The organism is Ruegeria sp. S84 (genome assembly GCF_056583445.1).
This window is the reverse complement of record NZ_CM152618.1, coordinates 2,922,039-2,942,164: the sequence shown is the minus strand read 5'-3', so window position 1 is coordinate 2,942,164 and position 20,126 is coordinate 2,922,039. Positions and strand designations below refer to the sequence as shown.

The 20,126-nt window shown below is 57.2% G+C and carries 24 protein-coding genes and 1 riboswitch; of the genes, 8 read left to right on the top strand and 16 right to left on the bottom strand.

Annotated features, from left to right (window positions below; genetic code table 11):
* Window positions 1-13: 13 nt before the first annotated feature.
* The 8 genes from AC1DFB_RS14840 to AC1DFB_RS14805 form a co-directional block, all read right to left on the bottom strand.
* Window positions 14-286, bottom strand: a complete 273-nt coding sequence (locus tag AC1DFB_RS14840; protein ID WP_170513617.1) for a chaperone NapD — start codon at window positions 284-286, stop codon at window positions 14-16.
* The gene (napF, locus tag AC1DFB_RS14835; RefSeq protein WP_480921570.1) at window positions 283-792 is read right to left on the bottom strand and encodes a ferredoxin-type protein NapF; all 510 of its coding nucleotides are present in this window, start codon (window positions 790-792) and stop codon (window positions 283-285) included. The genes AC1DFB_RS14840 and napF overlap by 4 nt, the downstream gene beginning before the upstream one ends.
* Window positions 793-932: 140 nt before the next feature.
* Complete coding sequence (gene dxs, locus AC1DFB_RS14830) at window positions 933-2,861, bottom strand: 1-deoxy-D-xylulose-5-phosphate synthase (RefSeq protein WP_480921569.1); 1,929 nt, start codon at window positions 2,859-2,861, stop codon at window positions 933-935.
* Window positions 2,862-2,875: 14 nt separating this feature from the next.
* Entirely contained in the window at window positions 2,876-3,742 is an 867-nt protein-coding gene (locus AC1DFB_RS14825) for a polyprenyl synthetase family protein (protein WP_170819096.1), read from the bottom strand.
* Window positions 3,743-3,985, bottom strand: coding sequence for an exodeoxyribonuclease VII small subunit (locus tag AC1DFB_RS14820; RefSeq protein WP_010443127.1), 243 nt, complete (start codon window positions 3,983-3,985; stop codon window positions 3,743-3,745).
* A complete protein-coding gene (locus AC1DFB_RS14815) occupies window positions 3,982-4,908 on the bottom strand; it encodes a histone deacetylase family protein (protein ID WP_480921568.1) in 927 nt (308 codons plus the stop codon). Before AC1DFB_RS14815 ends, AC1DFB_RS14820 begins: the two co-directional genes overlap by 4 nt.
* Window positions 4,909-4,977: 69 nt before the next feature.
* Complete coding sequence (locus tag AC1DFB_RS14810) at window positions 4,978-5,679, bottom strand: response regulator (protein WP_170513633.1); 702 nt, start codon at window positions 5,677-5,679, stop codon at window positions 4,978-4,980.
* Window positions 5,676-6,188, bottom strand: a complete 513-nt coding sequence (locus AC1DFB_RS14805) for a MarR family winged helix-turn-helix transcriptional regulator (RefSeq protein ID WP_480921567.1) — start codon at window positions 6,186-6,188, stop codon at window positions 5,676-5,678. The genes AC1DFB_RS14810 and AC1DFB_RS14805 overlap by 4 nt, the downstream gene beginning before the upstream one ends.
* Before the next feature lie 158 nt (window positions 6,189-6,346).
* On the opposite strand from AC1DFB_RS14805, the gene AC1DFB_RS14800 reads away from it, so the two are divergent.
* The 4 genes from AC1DFB_RS14800 (at window position 6,347) to AC1DFB_RS14785 (ending at window position 9,234) form a co-directional block, all read left to right on the top strand.
* Window positions 6,347-7,213, top strand: coding sequence for a branched-chain amino acid aminotransferase (locus AC1DFB_RS14800; protein WP_170398212.1), 867 nt, complete (start codon window positions 6,347-6,349; stop codon window positions 7,211-7,213).
* A 116-nt stretch (window positions 7,214-7,329) separates the two neighbouring features.
* Window positions 7,330-8,280, top strand: a complete 951-nt coding sequence (locus tag AC1DFB_RS14795; protein WP_170408132.1) for an AraC family transcriptional regulator — start codon at window positions 7,330-7,332, stop codon at window positions 8,278-8,280.
* Between the two features lie 111 nt (window positions 8,281-8,391).
* Window positions 8,392-8,757, top strand: coding sequence for an SPW repeat domain-containing protein (locus AC1DFB_RS14790; RefSeq protein ID WP_480592940.1), 366 nt, complete (start codon window positions 8,392-8,394; stop codon window positions 8,755-8,757).
* 267 nt (window positions 8,758-9,024) lie between these two features.
* The gene (locus tag AC1DFB_RS14785; RefSeq protein ID WP_170566679.1) at window positions 9,025-9,234 is read left to right on the top strand and encodes a hypothetical protein; all 210 of its coding nucleotides are present in this window, start codon (window positions 9,025-9,027) and stop codon (window positions 9,232-9,234) included.
* Here AC1DFB_RS14785 and cobO read toward each other — a convergent pair.
* From cobO to AC1DFB_RS14760, 5 genes are all read right to left on the bottom strand, one after another.
* On the bottom strand, window positions 9,231-9,830 hold the full coding sequence (gene cobO / locus AC1DFB_RS14780) for a cob(I)yrinic acid a,c-diamide adenosyltransferase (protein WP_170625409.1): 600 nt from the start codon (window positions 9,828-9,830) through the stop codon (window positions 9,231-9,233). The two genes, AC1DFB_RS14785 and cobO, sit on opposite strands and share 4 nt — an antisense overlap.
* Window positions 9,831-9,888: 58 nt before the next feature.
* Window positions 9,889-10,824, bottom strand: coding sequence for a DMT family transporter (locus AC1DFB_RS14775; protein WP_170398226.1), 936 nt, complete (start codon window positions 10,822-10,824; stop codon window positions 9,889-9,891).
* Between the two features lie 54 nt (window positions 10,825-10,878).
* Entirely contained in the window at window positions 10,879-11,541 is a 663-nt protein-coding gene (locus tag AC1DFB_RS14770) for an HD domain-containing protein (RefSeq protein ID WP_170425573.1), read from the bottom strand.
* Entirely contained in the window at window positions 11,525-12,625 is a 1,101-nt protein-coding gene (gene aroC / locus AC1DFB_RS14765) for a chorismate synthase (RefSeq protein WP_480921566.1), read from the bottom strand. Before aroC ends, AC1DFB_RS14770 begins: the two co-directional genes overlap by 17 nt.
* A 111-nt stretch (window positions 12,626-12,736) precedes the next feature.
* Window positions 12,737-13,177, bottom strand: a complete 441-nt coding sequence (locus tag AC1DFB_RS14760) for a 6,7-dimethyl-8-ribityllumazine synthase (protein WP_480707435.1) — start codon at window positions 13,175-13,177, stop codon at window positions 12,737-12,739.
* Between the two features lie 72 nt (window positions 13,178-13,249).
* Window positions 13,250-13,396, bottom strand: a riboswitch (FMN riboswitch).
* A 55-nt stretch (window positions 13,397-13,451) separates the two neighbouring features.
* Between AC1DFB_RS14760 and AC1DFB_RS14755 the strand changes: the two genes are divergently transcribed.
* Window positions 13,452-14,066 carry an FMN-binding negative transcriptional regulator gene (locus AC1DFB_RS14755; protein ID WP_480921565.1) on the top strand — a complete coding sequence of 205 codons (615 nt, stop codon included), beginning with the start codon at window positions 13,452-13,454 and terminating at the stop codon, window positions 14,064-14,066.
* 22 nt (window positions 14,067-14,088) lie between these two features.
* Here AC1DFB_RS14755 and AC1DFB_RS14750 read toward each other — a convergent pair whose 3' ends face one another.
* Complete coding sequence (locus AC1DFB_RS14750; RefSeq protein ID WP_480921564.1) at window positions 14,089-14,535, bottom strand: c-type cytochrome; 447 nt, start codon at window positions 14,533-14,535, stop codon at window positions 14,089-14,091.
* Between the two features lie 484 nt (window positions 14,536-15,019).
* On the opposite strand from AC1DFB_RS14750, the gene petA reads away from it, so the two are divergent.
* The 3 genes from petA to AC1DFB_RS14735 are packed head-to-tail and all read left to right on the top strand — an operon-like array spanning window position 15,020 to window position 17,754.
* Window positions 15,020-15,604, top strand: a complete 585-nt coding sequence (gene petA, locus AC1DFB_RS14745) for a ubiquinol-cytochrome c reductase iron-sulfur subunit (RefSeq protein ID WP_170398293.1) — start codon at window positions 15,020-15,022, stop codon at window positions 15,602-15,604.
* Window positions 15,605-15,618: 14 nt separating this feature from the next.
* The gene (gene petB, locus AC1DFB_RS14740) at window positions 15,619-16,950 is read left to right on the top strand and encodes a cytochrome b (protein WP_170613159.1); all 1,332 of its coding nucleotides are present in this window, start codon (window positions 15,619-15,621) and stop codon (window positions 16,948-16,950) included.
* Window positions 16,951-16,968: 18 nt separating this feature from the next.
* Window positions 16,969-17,754 (top strand): cytochrome c1, encoded by a 786-nt coding sequence (locus AC1DFB_RS14735; RefSeq protein WP_170613161.1) that lies wholly within the window; start codon window positions 16,969-16,971, stop codon window positions 17,752-17,754.
* 143 nt (window positions 17,755-17,897) lie between these two features.
* On the opposite strand, the gene mtaB is transcribed toward AC1DFB_RS14735, so the two are convergent.
* Both mtaB and dapF read right to left on the bottom strand, forming a co-directional pair.
* Complete coding sequence (gene mtaB / locus AC1DFB_RS14730; protein ID WP_480921563.1) at window positions 17,898-19,154, bottom strand: tRNA (N(6)-L-threonylcarbamoyladenosine(37)-C(2))-methylthiotransferase MtaB; 1,257 nt, start codon at window positions 19,152-19,154, stop codon at window positions 17,898-17,900.
* On the bottom strand, window positions 19,151-19,993 hold the full coding sequence (gene dapF, locus AC1DFB_RS14725; protein WP_170408150.1) for a diaminopimelate epimerase: 843 nt from the start codon (window positions 19,991-19,993) through the stop codon (window positions 19,151-19,153). Before dapF ends, mtaB begins: the two co-directional genes overlap by 4 nt.
* Window positions 19,994-20,126 lie beyond the last annotated feature (133 nt).

Here is a 20,126-nt window from a genome sequence, read left to right as displayed (position 1 = left end):
TGGGTCTCCGGCTTTAGATCTGGCGAGAAGCGTTAAGGTGCGGACGGGTCTCCGCTAGGTCTTCGAAATGGTGGTAGGTCAGGGTCAGAGAGATCACACCCGGGATCTGGTGCAGATCCATGATCGTCTCGGACGCCATTTTTTCCGGCGTATCCTCGACCACAACAACAATGCGGCCATCCTCGGATGCCGCGTGAACTTCTGCCCCGTTTGTACTTGCAATCGCGGCCTGTGCACTCTGCGTGGTTTCGGGGGCTACATGGACGAGGCATCCACAGATATTCATAAGGCTACCTCCTGAGTGGGCGGGGTGTGGCGTTCAAAGCTGACAGAACCGGCAGGACAGGCGCTGGCACAAGCGCCACAGCCGGTACAAATATTGGTGTCGAGTTGGGGTTCAGCACGACCTCCGGTTTGCAGCCGAAAGCGGATCGCGTTGTGGTCGCAGACATCCTGACAAACCCGACAGCTGACACCATTCATCGACAGGCAAGAGGCCGACACCGCAGCGCGCCAAGGCCAATCAGCCACGTGTTCAGGATTCAGCGCCCCGGTCGGGCAAGCATTGGCGCAATCACCGCAAAAAGTGCAGGGGCCTGCGTCCAATTGCACAACAGGCCAGCCTTGCGGGTCGAAACGGATGATATCTTCAGGGCAGGCCTCGCGGCATTCGTCGCATTGAGTGCAAAGCTCAAGAAACTCGGTCAACGCACCCGGTGGGTGGATGGCTGATGTATCCTCGCGCAGCACTTTCCCTTTCAGGAATGCGCGTCGGCTGGCTAGCTTGTTCATTCGCTCGCGACCTTTGAGTGATCGACAGGGGTTGGCCTGCCTGACTCGGGTGTTAGCGTAGCACAGCGTATAAGGAATTGACCTAGATCATTTTTGAACTGCTTATTTTTTCAGCATCCAGGGGCGGCAACACCCGAATATCAGGCGCGTTTCTCACCGATTGTAGCAACGCCAAGAACCGAAAGCACCTTTGCCTCGATCTGTTCTGCGTTCATTCCTGCGACGGCGTACATATCCGCCGGGCTCGCCTGATCGATGAAGATATCCGGCAGCACCATCGAGCGATACTTCAACCCTTCGTCAAACACGCCCTCATCCGCAAGCAATTGCGCAACATGGCTGCCAAAGCCGCCGATGGCCCCTTCCTCGATGGTGATCAGTGCCTCGTGATTGGCAGCCAGATCAAGGATCAGGTCCCGATCCAGCGGTTTGGCAAAGCGTGCATCGGCGATGGTGGGCTTGATCCCGCGCGCCGACAGCGCCTCTGCTGCTTTCTGCACTTCGGCCAGCCGCGTACCGAAAGACAGCAGCGCCACCCGGGCACCTTTCTGGATCAACCGGCCCTTGCCGATCTCCAATACTTCTCCGAGCTCGGGCAGATCAACGCCCGCTCCTTCGCCGCGAGGATACCGGAAAGCGATCGGGCCATCGTCATGTGCCACCGCAGTGGCGACCATGTGCATCAATTCGGCCTCATCTGCAGCCGCCATGACAACCATACCCGGAAGGTTGGCCATGTAAGCAATATCAAACGATCCCGCATGGGTCGCACCGTCTGCCCCAACCAGACCCGCACGGTCGATGGCAAATCGCACCGGCAGGCGTTGGATCGCCACATCATGCACAACCTGATCATAGCCACGCTGCAGGAAGGTCGAATACATCGCACAGAATGGTTTCATGCCCCCGGCGGCCAGCGCAGCCGAGAAGGTCACGCCATGCTGTTCGGCAATCGCAACGTCGAAACAGCGCGACGGATAGCGCTCGGCAAACAGGTTCAGCCCTGTCCCGTCCGGCATCGCGGCTGTAACCGCAACGATCTTGTCATCCCGCGCTGCTTCATCGACCAGTGTCTTGCCAAAGACCGAGGTATAGGAAGGCGCGTTCGAAGGCGCCTTTTTCTGCTCGCCCGTCACCACATCGAATTTGGCGGTCGCGTGACCCTTGTCGCGGGCCTGTTCGGCGGGGGCATACCCCTTGCCTTTCTCGGTCAACACATGGATCAGGATCGGTCCGCTTGCCTTCGCCTTGACCGCACGCAGAACCGGCAGCAACTGGTCCAGATCATGCCCGTCGATCGGGCCAAGATAGGAAAAGCCGAGCTCTTCAAATAGCGTCCCGCCCATGGCCATGCCCTTCAGCATATCCTTGGCGCGCTTTGCCCCTTCGCGGAAGGGTTCCGGCAGCAACGACACCGCACCTTTGGCAGCAGCTTTCAGATCGTGAAACGGTTCTTCGGCATAGATGCGCGATAGATAGTTCGACAAGGCGCCCACTGGTGGTGCAATGCTCATCTCATTGTCATTGAGAATTACGATCAAGCGTTTCTTCAGGTGGCCTGCGTTGTTCATCGCCTCAAAGGCCATGCCGGCGGACATAGAGCCATCGCCGATCACAGCGATCGCATCGCCCAGCCCTTCAGGCGTAACGCCGCCCAGATCACGCGCGACAGCAAAGCCTAGCGCGGCACTGATCGAAGTACTGGAATGTGCAGCGCCGAATGGATCATAGGCGCTTTCACTGCGCTTGGTGAATCCGCTTAGGCCGTCTTTTGTGCGCAGGGTGCGAATTCGGTCCCGGCGTTCTGTCAGAATCTTGTGCGGATAACACTGGTGACCTACGTCCCAGATGATCTTGTCTCGTGGCGTGTCGAATACCGCGTGCAGCGCCGTGGTCAGCTCGACGACACCCAGACCCGCGCCCAGATGCCCTCCGGTCACCGAAACTGCTGAAATCGTCTCGGCCCGCAACTCATGTGCGACCTGATGCAACTGCGCATCTGAAAACTGCTTCAGATCCGCTGGGCGGCTCACAAGGTCCAACAAGGGCGTATTCGGGCGGTCAGACATTTGGCGTTCCTGGCTTAGCTGTCCCGGGCAATAACGAAGCGGGCAGCCTGCTTCAAGGTTTCTGCAGCGGGGCCATGTTCGTCCAGCGCAGCACAAGCCTGATCCACAAGCTCAATTGCACGGGATCTGGCGGCGTCCAGACCCAGTAGCGAGACAAAGGTCGCTTTGCCCGCCTCGGCGTCTTTCTGCAGCCGCTTTCCGGCCTTTTCGGCATCTCCTTCGACATCCAAAATGTCATCCGCGATCTGAAAGGCAAGCCCAAGCGCCTGGGCATATTGGCGCAAGGGGGTGGGATCGGCCTGCGCCAATCGCGCACCCGCACAGGCGGACCATTCGATCAACGCACCGGTCTTGCCCGCTTGCAGATGTGTAATCTCATCCAGTGTCAGCGGCTCCGCCGCCGTCTCAGCGGCGATATCCAGCGCCTGACCCAGAACCATACCCTGTGCGCCGCTCGCTTTTGCCAGTGTTAGAGCCAGTTCAGCGCGTATTTCAGCATTTCCGACCTCTGGCCGCGTGCAAAGCTCAAACGCAAGTGTCTGCAGCGCATCCCCGGCCAGAACGGCGGTGCCCTCATCCCATTTCACGTGCACCGTCGGGCGTCCACGCCTCAGGTCGTCATCATCCATGCAAGGCAGGTCGTCATGGACCAGAGAGTATGCATGCAGCGCTTCGATACCTGTCGCTGGCCAGATTGCCCGAGCTGTATCGACGCCAAGCAACCGCGCGCTTTCCAATACCAGAAACCCTCGCAGACGCTTGCCGCCCTCGGTGGCATAGGCCATGGCCCGTGTCACATCCAGATCATCCAGCGCGCTCAGAACCAGATCGAAATGGCTCTGAATCAGCGTGGCATCCTGTGCCAGCTTTTCACGAAACATTTACTGACCTTCGACAGGCGTCGTTCCGGTTGGCTGGCCATCTGCGTCCAGAGTGATCGCGGCCACTTTTTCCTCAGCACGCTTCAACTCATCCTCGCAGCGCTTCTTCAATGCGGCGCCACGTTCGTACAGCGCAATCGATTGATCCAGCGCCACATCACCACGTTCCAACTGGCCAACCACGGCCTCAAGCTCTTTCATCGCTTGTTCGAACGTCATCTGTTCAACTGGGGTATCGGTCATCGTGCTGCCTTTATCAGTTCTTCCACATGGGCGCGTGTCGCCTCGGCCAATGCGTTCAGATCATAACCGCCTTCCAGAGTCGAGACGATACGGCCATCGCACACGTCATCGGCAATCTTGCACAGCTCCGCCGTGATCCAGGCGAAATCGCCAGTGGACCAATTGAGATTGGCCAACGGATCATCCTGATGCGCATCAAACCCAGCGGAGATAATGATCAGTTCCGGCCTGAACGCCCGCAGACGCGGAAAGGCTTGCGCCTCATAGGCTGCCCGCATCTCGGCCCCACCCGTGCCCGGAGCCAATGGTATGTTCAAAACGGTCTCATAAGCACCGGTCTCATCCGGGCGGCCCGAGCCGGGCCATAAGGGCATCTGCTGGCTGGTAATCACCAAAGCGCGTTTCTCATCCCACAGCAGGTCTTGCGTGCCATTGCCATGATGCACGTCGAAATCCACCACTGCCACGCGGTTCAACCCGTGATGATCCAACGCGTGCTTTGCAGCCAGCGCGGCATTCCCAAACAGGCAGAACCCCATGGCCGTCTCGGTCTCGGCATGATGCCCCGGAGGCCGAATAGCGCAAAACGCGTTCGGCGCTTCGCCGCCCAGAACTATATCAACGGCCCGCACGGCGGCACCCGCCGCACGATAGGCTGCATCAACAGATCCCGGAGACATGAACGTATCCCCATCAATCTGCTTGAACCCATCCGGGGGCCTATGGTCGAGAATATCGCTGATATGGTTCTGCGGATGCACCTTCAACAGATCGTCATCCGCCGCCAACGGCGCCGTCACACGCTGAAGATCCAGCCCTTCAAGTGCATGTAGGATATGCTCTAACCGCGCCACCCGTTCCGGATGTCCCTCAGGTGTCACATGGTGCAAACAATCTGCATGGGTCAAAAGGGCGGTTTTCATCAGGATCCCATCTTCATCTGGCTAAAAATACCTTCGCCGAAGGCCTAAGATCGCCGCGCAGCGGCAAAATCAATCCGGTGCCAACATATACCCTGCACCCCGTACGGTCTGCAGATACCGGGGTTGCTTCGGATCTTGCTCAAGCTTCCGACGCAAGCGGGTGATCTGTACGTCCACAGCGCGCTCCTGTGCCTGACCTTTGTCACGCCCCAGATCTTCGACCAGCTTGGCTCGGCTGATCGGTTCGCCGGGTTGAGCCGAGAATATTTTCATCAACTGGCTTTCGGTCGCGGTTAGGCGCACCGGGTCTTCGCCCTGCCACATCTCACCGCGTTCGATATCATAGCGAATGGGTCCAAGATGCAGAATTTTTGCTGCTGTGTCTTGCGCGGGCGTCTCTGGCATCCGACGCAGAATGGCGTTGATCCTCAGCAACAGCTCTTTCGGCTCGAATGGCTTGGCCAGATAATCATCCGCACCCGCCTCAAGTCCGGCAATCCGATGCTCGGTCTCGCCCTTGGCCGTCAACAGCAGGATCGGGGTGGAATGGGTGTCGCGCAGGGATCGGGTCAGGCTAACGCCGTCTTCGCCGGGCATCATCACATCCAGTACAATCAAGTCGAAATCGAGCCCCGACAAAACCCGCCGTGCGTGCGCTGCATCCCGCGCCGCGGTTACAAGAAAACCGCTGCGCATCAGGAATTTCTTGAGCAAATCACGAATACGCTCGTCATCGTCGACGATCAGAAGATGGGCGTCCATTTCGCTCATGAAGTCGTATCCCGCAGTTTCGTATATGCACGACGCATATCAGCATCCATCATCGCTTCAAGCACTTTGCGAAACCCGGCCACCGCTTCGGGGCCCGCATCTTTGTAGGCCGCACGCATCCGGGCGCGCTGGGCGTCAGATAGTTTGGCCTCGAGTGCCTTTCCTTTATCCGTCAGAAATAGGTGGCGTTCGCGTTTGTCCACTGTTCCGACCCGGCTTTCGACCAACCCATCTTCAATCAGGCTGCGCAAGACGCGATTCAGCGATTGTTTCGTGACACCCAATATGGCCAGTAAATTGTTGACGGTTGTACCCGGCGCACGGTTGATGAAGTGGATGGCCCGATGATGAGCACGGCCATAGGCCAATTCAGTCAGGATACGGTCCGGATCAGCGGTAAAGCCGCGATAGGCAAAAAACATGGCCTCGATGCCCTGCCTCAGTTGTTCATCTGTTAGAAACAACAGGCTTTCTCCGCTAAAGACCGGGGCGGGACGGATGTCGGTCATGTTGGGCCTCATTCGCAATATAATCTGACTTTATGTCAGCCTTATTGACATTCCAAGAGCGCACAGGTATCGAATCGCAGTTTTTGCGCAACATTGTGTCCGATACGGACCTAAACGGCGCAACATTCGGAAATATCGACCGGTTCAGGAGGTTTCGCATGGCTGGATATGACGATCGCGACGGTGTCATCTGGATGGATGGCGAATTGGTGCCCTGGCGTGAGGCCAATGTGCACATCCTGTCCCACGCGATGCATTATGCGTCTTCGGTGTTCGAGGGTGAGCGCGCTTACAACGGCAAGATCTTCAAAAGCCGCGAACATTCCGAACGCCTGATCGCGTCGGCAGAGGCGCTGGATATGCCGATGCCATACTCGGTCGATGAGATCGAGGCCGCCAAGGAAGAAGCGCTCAAAGCCAGTGGTCTTCAAGATGCGTATGTACGTGCGCTGGTCTGGCGCGGTTCGGGCGAGGATATGGGTGTGGCGTCCGCCAAGAATCCGGTTCGGATGGCCATCGCTGTTTGGCCTTGGGGTGCCTATTACGGTGACGCTAAGATGCAAGGCGCCAAGTTGGACATTGCCGAGTGGAAACGACCCAGTCCGGAAACCATTCCAGTGCATGCCAAGGCAGCAGGTCTTTACATGATCTGCACCATTTCCAAACACAAAGCTGAGGCCAAAGGCTGCTCGGACGCTTTGTTCATGGATTATAATGGCAACGTCGCCGAGGCGACGGGGGCAAATGTCTTCTTCGTTAAGGATGGCGAAGTGCACACCCCGCTGGCCGATTGCTTCCTCAACGGCATCACTCGTCAGACGGTGATCCAGATGCTGAAAGACAAGGGCATCACTGTTCATGAACGTCGGATCCGTCCCGAGGAGATGGCCGATTTCGAGCAATGCTGGCTGACTGGCACTGCAGCCGAGGTTACACCTGTCGGGCAGATCGGCGATTATACCTTCGAGGTTGGCGATCTGACCCGCGAAATCGCCGAAGATTACGAGAAATTGGTCCGCGCGTAAGTTAACACCGTATTGAACCCCCGCTCAGGCGGGGGTTTTGATTGCAGATCATGCAAATATGCATGCAGATCGTTCGAAGGTATGGACGCTGCCGGGCCAAGCCGTATCGTTGGCTCATGTTAGATCTTCTCAGCGATATCCTTACACGCCTGTCTCTGCGTGGCACATTTTATTTCCGCACATCCTTTACTCCGCCGTTTGGGATACAGGTGCCGGGCTTCGAGAACGTGGCCCGGTTTCACTTTGTGCAACGCGGTGAATTGAAGGTGCACCTGCCAACAACCGGCGAGACCTTGCGGTTGCGGCAGGGTGATCTGATTCTTATTCCCCACGGTGCGCCGCATGCGCTGCTGTGTAATGAAGTCAAACCCTATGATGCCTTGCCCCTTGAGCGGGTGTTAGAGCTGTCAGGCTACAAAGGCGATGGTGTCCTGGTCTATGGCGGTGAGGAAGACGAGCGCGATACGCAACTGATTTGCGGACATTTCTCATTCACCGGGCCAGCCGGGCGAAACGGAACCGGTCATATGCTGATCGACCGGTTGCCACCTTTTATACTGATCGAGAATTACGGTGAAGAAGCGGGTGCCTGGATCGAGGCGACATTGCGTATGATCGGATCTGAAGTGTCCGGTGCTCGTATCGGCGGTGACCTGATCGCGCTGAAACTGTCCGAAGTGCTGTTTGCGCAAGCGATCCGGGCATACCTTGAACATCAAAGTCCTCATGATGCCGCACTTGCCGGATTTGCCGATCCGCGCATCTCGCGGGCGCTGACAGCATTTCACCAGTCTCCGGCGCAGGAGTGGAGCGTTGCGATGCTCGCGCGAGAAGCAGCAATGTCACGCACTGCATTTGCGCAGCTTTTCTCACAAAAGATGGGGACTACCCCGATGCAGTACCTGACGGACTGGCGGATGCAGATCGCGTGCCATGGGTTGACCGAAAATCGCTGGAACGTTGCGGATGCTGCAGCAGAAGTGGGATACGCGTCCGAGGCTGCGTTTTCACGCGTGTTCAAGAAGCAGGTCGGACTGTCGCCCGCCGCGTACCGTGCGATGCACTAATCGTACTGATCAATTGAACGATCTGCAATAAATGCAAAACGAACTGGGATGTTGCGTTCAATCGCGCGCCCCTAATCTTTGATCATCACTGATTGAAGAAAGGAAGTTCACATGTCCCTGCGTTTTGTCACCCGCTCTGTCCATGCCTATCTTGACTACCCGGTTGCGATTGCGCTGATGGTTTTGCCTTTTGTACTGGGGCTGGGCCAGTCCAGCCCGCTGGCACTTTGGCTGTCCGTTGTGACCGGCATTGCAGCATTCGTGCTGACCGTTCTGACAGACCATCACCTTGGGATTTGGCGGGTTCTGCCATACAAGTTCCACTTGGCTGTTGATCTGCTTGTCGGCGTCACGTTCCTGTTTGCGCCCAGCCTGTTTGGATTTTCTGGGCTTGATGCGTTGTTCTACTGGGTGAACGGGGCCGCAGTCGTTGTGGTGATCTCGCTCAGCGCGCCCGAACAGAGCGCTATTGCTTGAAGTGAGTCAGAGCCATAGCGATCAGCTGGGCCATGCGGGCATCCGGATGGCCCTTTTTGTTTTAGACACTAATAAGGCCAAATTTGCCCAATGGGTCGCCCCTGTTGAATCAGATTTTCAGGCTTGAATTTTCCGACAAAAAACATCAGATATAGCGCAACGCCAGATGACACCATCAAGCAACTGGTTCCGGGGCGATCTGTGGGCTCAGCAAAAGCAGATGTGAAAGCCCGCCATCGCCCCGGGAACGACCAAAGGAGCCCGCGATTGCGTGATCGATTTGAAGAACTGATGGCCGATCCCTGCTGTGCATCGTGTGATTGCGACGCGCTAACCTCAGAAGTCGCGGCCTATCTCGATCACAAGACCTGCAACGCCGAGCGCTGCCGGGCGCTCGAAGAACACTCAGCCGCAACGATGTACGCAGTCAGGCGCGATTCGATGCGCGCGCTGAATGAGGGTGGTGCGCGGGCCTAGAAATCCACACCACGTTGGGCTTTGATGCCGGCTTGGAACGGGTGTTTTTCTTCGGTCATCTCGGTTACCAGATCCGCATAGTCCCTGAGGGCTTGCGGGGCATCCCGGCCAGTCAGGAACACGCTGGTTTTGTCTGATCGGGTCTGAAGCCCCTCAATAACAGTGTCTACTGAAAGGTATTCGTAGCGCAGGGCGATATTGATCTCGTCGAGGACAACCAGATCGTAGTCGCCGCTTTTCATCAGATCACAGGCCTTGTTGAAGGCCGAAGTCGCTGCCGCGATGTCGCGCTCGCGGTCTTGTGTATCCCAGGTAAACCCTTCGCCCATCGTGTGCCAGGTGACCAGATCGCGTCCCTCAAAGAACCTGCGCTCACCGGTTTTCCACTTGCCCTTGATGAACTGAACCACAGCCACTTTCTGGCCCCAGCCCAATGCCCGGATCACCACGCCAAACGCAGCCGAGGATTTTCCCTTGCCCTTACCTGTATTGATCAGCACCAGTCCCCGGCCGGGATCGACCGCTTCCGAGACTTTCTTGCGGTGCTTGGCTTGCACCTCTTGCATCTTTTCTTTGTGGTTCTGTGCGTCGCTCATCGGGAAACCTCATAGGTGTATCGCGACCCAACCTAGGGAAAGATTGCGAAAGGTAAAGTCAGGCTTTGGGATCCGTTGCTGATCGCGCTTTGGTCCGATCAAGGCCAAGTTGTCGTTCACGCAGGATCACCACGACGTTGCCTGCAATCACCAACGCCGCGCCGCCCAGCATCACCAGGGTTGGCAACTCATCGAACCAGAAATAACCAATGACAATGGCGAACAGCATTGTGGTGTAGTCATAAGGTGCCAGCATTGACGCTTGTCCAAACTTGTAGGACGAGGTCACCAGAATCTGCGCCACTCCGCCGATCAGGCCGATTGTCACCAGCAATGCGGCTTGCTCCCATGTCGGGATAACCCAGCCCCAAAACACTGTGAGACCCGAAAGCAAGGTCGCTGTGAGAGAGAAATAGAACACGATTGCGGCGGGATGATCCACCTGTACCAGTTGTCGAATATGTATCTGCACAAAGGCACGGGCAACGGTTGCAGCCAGCACGCAAAGCGCACCTATTGTTGCGGCGGTTTCGGCAGTGCCTGAACCCAGCCGGGGCCAGATCATGATCAGAACGCCGACGAGGCCAAGCGCGACGGCCCCGATACGAATCATTCGTATCCGCTCGCCCAACATGATTGCAGCCAGAATCAGCGTGAAGATCGGGGTTGCATATCCGATGGCGGTTACCTCGGGCAGCGGCAACAGGCTAAGACCAGTAAAGGTCAGTCCCATGGCCGAGGTTCCCAGAACCCCGCGCCAGAAATGGCCCATCGGCTTCTTGACGACAAAGCCGTGCACCAGCTCTCCTCGCCAGACCAGCCAGGCGATGATAACCGGAATCGCGAAAAGCGAGCGAAAAAACACCATCTCTCCCGGCGGGAAATCATCTGACAAAGCCTTGACCAATGCAGACATCGTCGTGAACAGCACGAGCGCACTGAGCTTGAGCGCCACGGCCAATGCCGGACGATGCGATGTTAAGGATTTCGCCATGGTCGCGAACCTGCGCCTTTGAGGCGGAAAGATCAACTGGCCAAAGTTGCCGTATCAGAGATTGGACCAGTCTAGTGGAAGCTGAGCTCCAATTTCCTCTGACAGGTCCTTTAGAAACCTCATCATCCGCGCGGCTCGGTCCTGCGCGATGGCCCTGCCTTTTTCGGTCAGCATATCATTGGGTAAGCGCAGCAGTTTTATTTGCCAGTGATCGATTGAAAAAATCAGGTCATTAGGTAAACGGTTTTCGGCAAACGGATCTGACGGGTCATAAAGGGTGCGTCCCAGGGCGCCCGAGACTGAAAAGTTGCGGGCAATACCGATAGCACCCAACGCATCCAGACGATCGGCATCCCGTAGTATTCGCGCCTCGGGTGTTTCGGGCGGGATGTTAGCCGAAAAGCTATGGGCGGCAATCGCGTGCTGCACGGCTCCAATTTCAGTGGTGGAATAGCCGAATTCTTCAAGAATAGGCTCTGATTCAGCGGCGGATCGCATCGAGGCCAGATGCCGATCCGGGTCATCTTTTGACAGGTTGATCAGATCATGCAGATAACACGCCGCCAGCAAGACACGCGGGTTGGTTTCATCATCCGCAATCGCCTGCGCATTAACCCAAACCCGATCCAGGTGCGCCAGATCATGCGCCGGATCCGTCTGCATCCGTTGCCTGACGACAGCGCGCAGCGAAGCGCGCAGATCAGCCAATCTGTCCACGGTTCTCGCCGATTTGACCACGGTGCAGGAGCAGGTGATCAAGGATCACGCAAGCCATCATTGCCTCACCTACCGGAACGGCGCGGATGCCGACGCAGGGGTCGTGGCGGCCTTTGGTAATGATCTCGGTCTCTTCGCCGGATTTGGTGATGGTCTTGCGGGTGGTCAGAATGGACGAGGTCGGCTTGACCGCAAAGCGCACCACAAGATCCTGGCCGGTCGAAATGCCGCCCAGAATACCGCCAGCGTGGTTCGAGCTGTATTGAGGGCCGTCCTGTCCCATGAATATCTCGTCGGCGTTGGCCTCGCCAGTCAGTTCGGCGGCGCCCATGCCTTCACCGATTTCAACCCCTTTAACGGCGTTTATCGACATCATGGCTGCAGCCAGATCAGTGTCTAACTTGGCATAAACCGGCGCGCCGAGCCCCGCCGGAACGCCGCGCGCGACCACTTCGACCACTGCGCCGACCGAGTTGCCGGATTTGCGCAGGTCGTCCAGATAAGCGGCCCAATCTTCGGCTGCTTTGGCGTCGGGCGTCCAGAATGGATTCTGTTCGATCTGCGACCAGTCGAAATTGGCACGGTCGATCTTGTGCGGACCGATCTGGGTCATATAACCGGTGATTTGAACATTCGGAGCGATCTGTTTGATAGCCTCACGCGCGAGTCCTCCGGCCGCCACACGTGATGCCGTTTCCCTCGCCGAACTGCGCCCGCCGCCGCGATAGTCACGGATCCCGTACTTCTGCCAGTATGTGATGTCGGCGTGTCCCGGACGAAACTTGTCCATGATGTCGCCGTAGTCTTTCGAGCGCTGATCGGTGTTCTCGATCATCAACTGCACCGGTGTGCCTGTGGTCTGGCCTTCGAAAACACCAGACAGGATCTTCACCTGATCGGGTTCGCGCCGCTGTGTGGTGAATTTGTTCTGACCTGGTTTGCGCTTGTCCAGCCAATGCTGGATCATGCCTTCATCGATCGTGACGCCCGGAGGGCAGCCATCTATGGTCGCACCCAAAGCGGGTCCGTGGCTTTCACCCCAGGTGGTAACGCGGTAGAGGTGGCCAAAACTGTTCATCGACATGGGGCATGCTCCTTTGAGCGATGTGATTAGCGGGGAGTGCCTTGGTCCTCAAGCGGATTTGCATTTGCAGAGAAGCAAGCGCCGCCCTGTGGGCGGTGCGATTGGAATAAATCAGGCGGCTTGAGCCACCGCGGCGCGGGTTGCGTTGATCTTGAGCGCTGCATGAGCTGCCTCGCGCCCTTTTTCGATGAAATGCGCGCGATAGATGGCGTTGTGGTGATCCGTTTCCTGATACTGATGCGGTGTCAGCGAGACCGACAGGACCGGAACGCCTGAATCGAGCCCGGCCCGCATCAAGCCATCGACAACCGCTTGTGCGACGAAGTCATGCCGGTAGATGCCGCCATCTACTACAAAGGCAGCGCAGGCTACGGCGGCGTAGCGCCCCGTTTGCGCCAGGTCACGGGCCAGCAGGGGCATCTCGAAAGCGCCCGGAACGTCGAATACATCAACCTGATCAGCTGGAATTAGTTCGAGAAACCCATCCAGCGCGCGATCCACGATGTCGGAATGCCAGTTGGCTTTGACAAAAGCATAGCGGGTGTGTGTCATCATGATCTCCTTTCGTAACAGACACGTCACCCAAGGCGATCACGAGCAGGCACACCGCATTACCGGCGCGCTGCACGTTCTCTTTCATCCGGACTGTAACCGTCGGCTCTGGCTTCTCACCAGATCTGCTGACACCCCGGAGTCCGGGGCCGCTCGCGGGCTTACGGGTCATGCCCGCATACCGCCGGTGGGGAATTTCGCCCCGCCCTGAGAACGAGTGGGACCTTGCCAAGGAGATATCGCTTCTGCAAGAGAAATTGGCAGGAGGACGAATATGCATCCCAATCCCACCTTTCGCGCTGAGGCGCGCGAGCGTCACATCGAGTTTGCGCGTGACCGCGCCTTTGGTGTTCTCGCGGTGTCGACATCGGATGCACCGTTGTTAGGTCATGTTCCCTTTATTCTGAACGAGGATGCTTCATCGGCTGACCTGCATCTGGTCCGGTCAAATCCGATTGTTAGAGCGCTGAAACAGCCGCAACTTGCAAAGATCGCTGTGTTGGGGCCGGATGGGTATATCTCGCCTGACTGGTACGAAGTCGATGATCAGGTGCCGACCTGGAACTATGTAGCGGTGCATCTGACTGGTGTGCTTGAGATGCGGCCAACGGACGAGCTGCGAAATTTGCTCGACCGGCAGGCGGCAGACTTTGAAAATCGCCTGCTGCCAAAGCCGCCATGGTTGGCGTCTAAGATGACACCAGACGCGCTGGATAGAATGATGCGCATGATCGTTCCCTGCCGACTCATGATCTCGGATGTCGACGGCACTTGGAAGCTGAATCAGAATAAGCCCGATGAGGCGCGACATCGCGCGGCTGATCACGTGCACTCAGCAGGACTTGGCAGCGAGGTGGCGCGCTTGGCCTCGTTGATGCGCAAGGCCTGAGGCACGCATTCTCGCCTTCCATTCATTGAGCGCTGAATGTGGCTAGATAAGCAGCGATGTCATCTGCGCCATTTTTCAGCTTGACGCTCATGTTCGGGCGGGCGGTGTCATCATCTAGATATTCCTTGATGAACCCGATCGGATCCCGAGAATAGGCGGCGATGTTTTCTTCAGTCCACACAAGCCCTTCTTGCCCGGCGCGGATCATGTCGTCGGTGAACATCCCGATGGGCAAACGTTCACTTCCATAAAGATAATCGTTCTCAGTTCCGGCGGTGCGGCCAACTACGCCAAAGAGATTCGGCCCGGTGATGCCGCCTTTGACCAGAACCTCGCCATTTTTGATGATCGCATGGCACGAAGAGCATCTGTTATAGAGCTGTTCGCCTTTCGCCGGATCGCCGGCTGCGATCGCCTGTACTGAAGTCAGAAACGAAACAAAAACTACGGTTTCTGCTATTTTGAGCATTGAACATCTCCGGCTGGGAATATTGCGCCTGTGGCCTTTCACGTATTCCCGTTTAGAGTGCAATCTAATTCTGGTAGATAATCACGTGTTTGAAATATCTATTTTATATTAATAATTTAAGAGAAATCGTATCGCGCTAAAATAGAAGGAATACAGTGTTCCTAAGGTAGAGCTGCACGTGAAATCGGCGGCGTTCGCATAGGGTGAGGACATTTCAATTTGGGGATCTACCAGCGCGGGTCAATGCCGAATCACGTCCTACCTGCCTGGCGCAATTCGCCGCTCTGAGGGTTAAAATCTACATTTGAGATTGAAATTTTGCCCTTTCACCGTGACATGAATGCTTAGATGCGGCGTATTGCGCGTTTAAGAGCGCTGGACGAACTCTATTCTCCCCGATAGATACCCCGTTTAAGACGCCGCACTTGTGCGGTGCGCGAGCTTTATGCCCGTTCGCGGGCGCCAGATAATCGGAGATAACCTCGTGTCCCAAGCTGAAGACCACGAAGGCACCCGCAGAGATTTCCTCTACTACGTCGCTGGCGGCGCAGGTGTCGTTGCCACCGGGGCTGCCGTTTGGCCCCTGGTAAATCAAATGAACCCGTCGGCAGACGTTCAGGCGCTGTCCTCGATCCGTGTGGATGTGAGCGGGGTAGAGCCGGGTACGCAGCTGACTGCAAAGTGGTTGGGTAAGCCTGTTTTCATCCGTCACCGCACAGGTGCCGAGATTCAGGAAGCTCAGGAGCAGGACGCTGAAGGTGTCGACGCGCTGCCTGACCCGCTGGCTCGCAACTTCAACCTGAACGCCGACGCACCAGCGACCGATGCCAATCGCGTCATGCCTTCGCCCGAAGGCGAAGGAGAAGGGGCGTGGATCGTTCAGATGGGTGTTTGTACACACCTGGGTTGTGTGCCGCTTGGCGATGCTGGCGACTTTGGCGGTTGGTTCTGCCCCTGCCACGGCTCGCACTACGATCTTGCCGGTCGTATCCGCAAGGGCCCCGCGCCTGAAAACCTGCCCATTCCGCCCGTTGAATGGGTGGACGCCACCACCATCAAGCTCGGCTAAGGGAGACCTAACTTATGTCCGGAATTCCCCACGATCATTACGAGCCGAAGACAAATGGCGAGAAGTGGCTGAACAGCCGTCTGCCCATCGTCGGCCTGCTTTACGACACCCTGATGATCCCAACCCCCAAGAACCTGAACTGGTGGTGGATCTGGGGCATCGTCCTGGCGTTCTGCCTGGCGTTGCAGATCGTCACCGGTATCGTTCTGGTGATGCACTACACCCCGCATGTTGATCTGGCCTTTGCCAGCATCGAACACATCATGCGCAACGTGAACGGCGGCTATATGCTGCGCTATCTGCACATGAACGGCGCATCGCTGTTCTTTGTAGCAGTCTACATCCACATCTTCCGCGGCCTGTTCTACGGCTCGTACAAAGCCCCGCGTGAGATTACGTGGATCATCGGGATGCTCATTTACCTGATGATGATGGGCACTGCGTTCATGGGCTACGTTCTGCCCTGGGGTCAGATGTCCTTCTGGGGTGCGACCGTGATCACCGGCCTGTTCGGTGCGATCCCGTTTGTTGGTGATGCGATCCAGACCTGGTTGCTGGGCGGTCCTGCGGTGGACAACGCCACTCTGAACCGCTTTTTCTCGCTGCACTACCTTCTGCCGTTTGTTATCGCGGCGCTTGTGATCGTGCATATCTGGGCCTTCCACACCACAGGCAACAACAACCCGACAGGTGTTGAGGTTCGCCGTGGCTCGAAAGCCGAGGCAGAGAAAGACACGCTGCCGTTCTGGCCGTATTTCGTGATCAAGGATCTGTTCGCGCTGGCCGTGATAATGGTCGTGTTCTGGGCTGTCGTCGGCTTCATGCCGAACTATCTGGGTCACCCGGACAACTATATCGAAGCCAACCCGCTGGTTACACCGGCCGAAATCGTGCCCGAATGGTACTTCCTGCCGTTCTACGCGATCCTGCGCGCCTTCACCGGTGAGGTCTGGGTTGTACAATTTGCCAGCTTCATCACTGGTGGTATCATCGACGCCAAGTTCTTCGGAGTAATGGCGATGTTTGGTGCGATCCTGGCGATGGCCCTTGCGCCCTGGCTGGATACGTCGACCGTACGTTCCGGCAAGTACCGCCCGATGTTCAAATGGTGGTTCTACCTCCTGGTTATCGACTTCATGGCGCTGATGTGGCTAGGTGCTCGCCCGGCAGAAGAGCCTTATGCGACCTTCTCGTTGATCGCTTCGGCCTACTGGTTTGCGTATTTCTTCGTGATCCTGCCGATCCTGGGTATCATTGAGAAACCCGAACGTCCGCCAGAGACCATCGAGGAAGACTTCAACGCGCATTATGGCAAGGCAAATGCCGACGCCACGCCGGCCGAATAAGAAGAGGGACCGGATACCATGTTCAAGAAACTTGCAATCGGTGCAGCTTTTGCGCTTGCCCTCGTCCCTGCTGCCTCGTTTGCAGCCGGTGGCGCTGATATAGAAGTCGAAGACTTCCAGTTCTCTTTCGAGGGTCCTTTTGGAACCTGGGACCAAAATCAATTGCAACGAGGTCTTCAGGTATACACTGAGGTTTGCGCGGCTTGCCACGGCCTGAACTACGTGCCGCTGCGCGATCTCGAAGCGCTGGGGTACTCTGAAGAACAGGTCATCGCCTATTCTGCGGCAAACTTCGAAGTGTTCGATCCCGAACTGGACGATTTCCGTCCGGCAATCCCGACCGACCACTTCCCGGCCAACAACGGTGTAGGCGCGCCTGACCTGAGCCTGATGGCCAAGGCCCGTGCGGGATTCCATGGCCCTTATGGCCTGGGCATCAACCAGCTGGTCAAAGGCATGGGGGGCGCGGAATACATTGCGTCCCTGCTGGACGGTTATACCGGTGAGGAAAAGGAAGAGGCGGGTGCGGTTCTTTATAAGAACAAAGCCTTCCCCGGAGGCTGGATCTCGATGGCACCGCCACTGTCTGAAGATCAGGTTGAGTTTGCCGATGGTAGTTCTGCCTCTGTAGAAGCAATGTCCGAAGATGTTGCTGCTTTCCTGATGTGGGCTGCCGAGCCGAAGATGATGGAGCGCAAGAATGCCGGTTTCGTCGGGGTTCTGTTCCTAACAGTTCTGTCTGTCCTGCTGTACCTTGTGAACAAGCGCCTGTGGGCACCGATAAAGGGCAAACGTCTGGACTAAGGTCGACGTATAACTAAAAACTAAACCCCCGCGCCATCACGGTGACGGGGGTTTTTTTGTTGCGATGGTGTGGAAGGGGCCAGCCCCTTCTTGGCCTGCGGCCAATTCATCCCCGAGGTATTTTGGGCCAGATGAAGAACGGATCACACTTGTAATTGAGCTTCGCTGTGCCCCCGTATCGTCGCGATTACGATCTCGCCTTCGGGTTGGGCGTTGCCGAAGGTTACTTCGGTAAATTGTTCGGTGCGGCCCATTGTGGGATTTTCCATCAGGATATTGTGGGTTTTGCCGATCTGTGCCGTCAGATGCTTGATGACCTGTGCATCGCCGGCTGCACGCAGGCGCGCGGCGCGTTCTTTGATGACATTGCCGTTGATCTGTTGCGGTATGCGGGCTGCCGGAGTGCCTTTGCGTTTGGAATAGGGGAATACATGCAGCCAGGTCAGGTTGCACTCGGTGACGAGCTTGAGGGAATTCTCGAAATGAGTCTCGGACTCGGTCGGGAAGCCAGCGATGATGTCCGCGCCAAAAGTCATGTCGGGTCGTAGTTTGATGGCGTCTTCAGTGAAACGAATCGCATCTTCGCGCAGGTGGCGGCGTTTCATGCGCTTCAGGATCAGATCGTCGCCATGCTGCAAGGACAGATGTAAATGGGGCATCAGGCGCGGCTCGGTCGCGATGGCATGCATCAGGTTCTCGTCGACTTCGATCGAGTCGATTGAGCTGATGCGCAGACGAGACAGATCGGGCACCAGTTTAAGGATACGCATCACGAGATCGCCTAGTTTCGGCTGAGCGGGCAGATCCGCACCCCATGAGGTCAGATCGACCCCGGTCAGAACCACTTCGTTGTAACCCTTATCGACCAATCGTTTGATCTGATCCACCACAACGCCCGCAGGGACGCTGCGAGAATTGCCCCGGCCGTAAGGGATAATACAGAAGGTGCAGCGATGATCGCAGCCATTCTGAACCTGTACATAGGCGCGTGAGCGGGTTCCGAAGCCATCAATCAGATGCCCGGCGGTTTCCGTGACAGACATGATGTCGTCAACCTGAACCGCCTCGGTCTGACCGATGAAATCGGCGGCCATGCCTTTCCAGGTATCCGGTTGCATCTTTTCGGTGTTGCCGATGACCGCGTCTACTTCGTCCATAGCAGCAAAGGTCTGCGGCTCGGTTTGCGCCGCGCACCCGGTGACGATCAGACGTGCCGAGGGGTTTTCGCGGCGCAGCTTGCGAATCTCCTGCCGCGCCTTGCGGACGGCCTCGGCGGTCACCGCGCAGGTGTTGACGATCACAGCATCCGTTAGGCCAGCCTGCTGCGACAGTTCTTTCATCGCTTCGGTCTCATAGGCGTTCAGGCGGCAGCCCAGAGTGCTGAACTTAGGCGGGTTCATTCCAGTGACCTCAGGTATTCAGGCGTCAGCGTGCCCGAAAACACATGGGCTGTGGGCCCCGTCATCCAGACCCCATCCTCGCGCCAGTCGACCCAGATCGTGCCGCCGTCCAGATCCACTTGCACCTTACGCCCAGTGAGGCCTCGACGTGAGGCAGCAACAGCCGTGGCGCAAGATGATGACCCCGAGGCCAGAGTGATCCCCACTCCTCGCTCCCATACCCGCATGCGGATGCGGTCGGGGGCGACTATTTGTGCGACCTGAACATTGGTGCGTTCGGGATAGAGTGGATGGTATTCGTAACGCGCGCCGAACTCTTCCATCGGAATGGCCTCGGCGTTGTCGACAAAGAAAGTGCAGTGCGGGTTGCCCATGCCAGTCGCTGTTGGACCACCTTCTATCGGCAGTTCCAGCGTGTCCATCTCTTCCGCCAGGGGAATCTCGTTCCAAAGAAGTTGGGGGTGCCCCATATTCACCGACGTCAGTCCATCGCCAGCGTCGCGGGCCTGCAGTGTGCCGCGTTCAGTTGTGAGCGTGAGTTCGGATTTGCCTGTTTCGTTCATCAAAAACCGGGCGATACAGCGCGTGGCGTTGCCACATGCAGCCGAAGTCGACCCGTCGGCATTGTAGAACACCAGATGCGCATCCGCTTCGCCGCGTTCGATAACCGCCAACTGATCGAACCCCACGCCGAACTGCCGGTGCCCGATTCCCCTGGCAAGGGCCGGGGTGACCGGCACGGCATGCGCGCGCGCATCGACAACGACAAAGTCGTTGCCCAACCCGTGCATCTTCATGAAAGCCAAACCGGTGTCGAGTATCTGTTGCATGGCGGGCATATAACGCCGGTCCAGACATGAATCCACCCTGTCGCGTAGATTCCTGAAAAAAGGGGTTGACCCCCCAGTTCCACCTGCCTAATTAGGCCGCCTATCGGGGCGCCGAACTCATACGAATGACGGCGAACTGAAG

Excerpts from the sequence above, each read along its gene's own strand:
- AC1DFB_RS14840 (WP_170513617.1), bottom strand. The coding sequence starts at position 286 with ATGAATATCTGTGGATGCCTCGTCCATGTAGCCCCCGAAACCACGCAG.
- napF (WP_480921570.1), bottom strand. The coding sequence starts at position 792 with ATGAACAAGCTAGCCAGCCGACGCGCATTCCTGAAAGGGAAAGTGCTG.
- dxs (WP_480921569.1), bottom strand. The coding sequence starts at position 2,861 with ATGTCTGACCGCCCGAATACGCCCTTGTTGGACCTTGTGAGCCGCCCA.
- AC1DFB_RS14825 (WP_170819096.1), bottom strand. The coding sequence starts at position 3,742 with ATGTTTCGTGAAAAGCTGGCACAGGATGCCACGCTGATTCAGAGCCAT.
- AC1DFB_RS14820 (WP_010443127.1), bottom strand. The coding sequence starts at position 3,985 with ATGACCGATACCCCAGTTGAACAGATGACGTTCGAACAAGCGATGAAA.
- AC1DFB_RS14815 (WP_480921568.1), bottom strand. The coding sequence starts at position 4,908 with ATGAAAACCGCCCTTTTGACCCATGCAGATTGTTTGCACCATGTGACA.
- AC1DFB_RS14810 (WP_170513633.1), bottom strand. The coding sequence starts at position 5,679 with ATGAGCGAAATGGACGCCCATCTTCTGATCGTCGACGATGACGAGCGT.
- AC1DFB_RS14805 (WP_480921567.1), bottom strand. The coding sequence starts at position 6,188 with ATGACCGACATCCGTCCCGCCCCGGTCTTTAGCGGAGAAAGCCTGTTG.
- AC1DFB_RS14800 (WP_170398212.1), top strand. The coding sequence starts at position 6,347 with ATGGCTGGATATGACGATCGCGACGGTGTCATCTGGATGGATGGCGAA.
- AC1DFB_RS14795 (WP_170408132.1), top strand. The coding sequence starts at position 7,330 with ATGTTAGATCTTCTCAGCGATATCCTTACACGCCTGTCTCTGCGTGGC.
- AC1DFB_RS14790 (WP_480592940.1), top strand. The coding sequence starts at position 8,392 with ATGTCCCTGCGTTTTGTCACCCGCTCTGTCCATGCCTATCTTGACTAC.
- cobO (WP_170625409.1), bottom strand. The coding sequence starts at position 9,830 with ATGAGCGACGCACAGAACCACAAAGAAAAGATGCAAGAGGTGCAAGCC.
- AC1DFB_RS14775 (WP_170398226.1), bottom strand. The coding sequence starts at position 10,824 with ATGGCGAAATCCTTAACATCGCATCGTCCGGCATTGGCCGTGGCGCTC.
- aroC (WP_480921566.1), bottom strand. The coding sequence starts at position 12,625 with ATGTCGATGAACAGTTTTGGCCACCTCTACCGCGTTACCACCTGGGGT.
- AC1DFB_RS14760 (WP_480707435.1), bottom strand. The coding sequence starts at position 13,177 with ATGACACACACCCGCTATGCTTTTGTCAAAGCCAACTGGCATTCCGAC.
- AC1DFB_RS14755 (WP_480921565.1), top strand. The coding sequence starts at position 13,452 with ATGCATCCCAATCCCACCTTTCGCGCTGAGGCGCGCGAGCGTCACATC.
- AC1DFB_RS14750 (WP_480921564.1), bottom strand. The coding sequence starts at position 14,535 with ATGCTCAAAATAGCAGAAACCGTAGTTTTTGTTTCGTTTCTGACTTCA.
- petB (WP_170613159.1), top strand. The coding sequence starts at position 15,619 with ATGTCCGGAATTCCCCACGATCATTACGAGCCGAAGACAAATGGCGAG.
- AC1DFB_RS14735 (WP_170613161.1), top strand. The coding sequence starts at position 16,969 with ATGTTCAAGAAACTTGCAATCGGTGCAGCTTTTGCGCTTGCCCTCGTC.
- mtaB (WP_480921563.1), bottom strand. The coding sequence starts at position 19,154 with ATGAACCCGCCTAAGTTCAGCACTCTGGGCTGCCGCCTGAACGCCTAT.
- dapF (WP_170408150.1), bottom strand. The coding sequence starts at position 19,993 with ATGCCCGCCATGCAACAGATACTCGACACCGGTTTGGCTTTCATGAAG.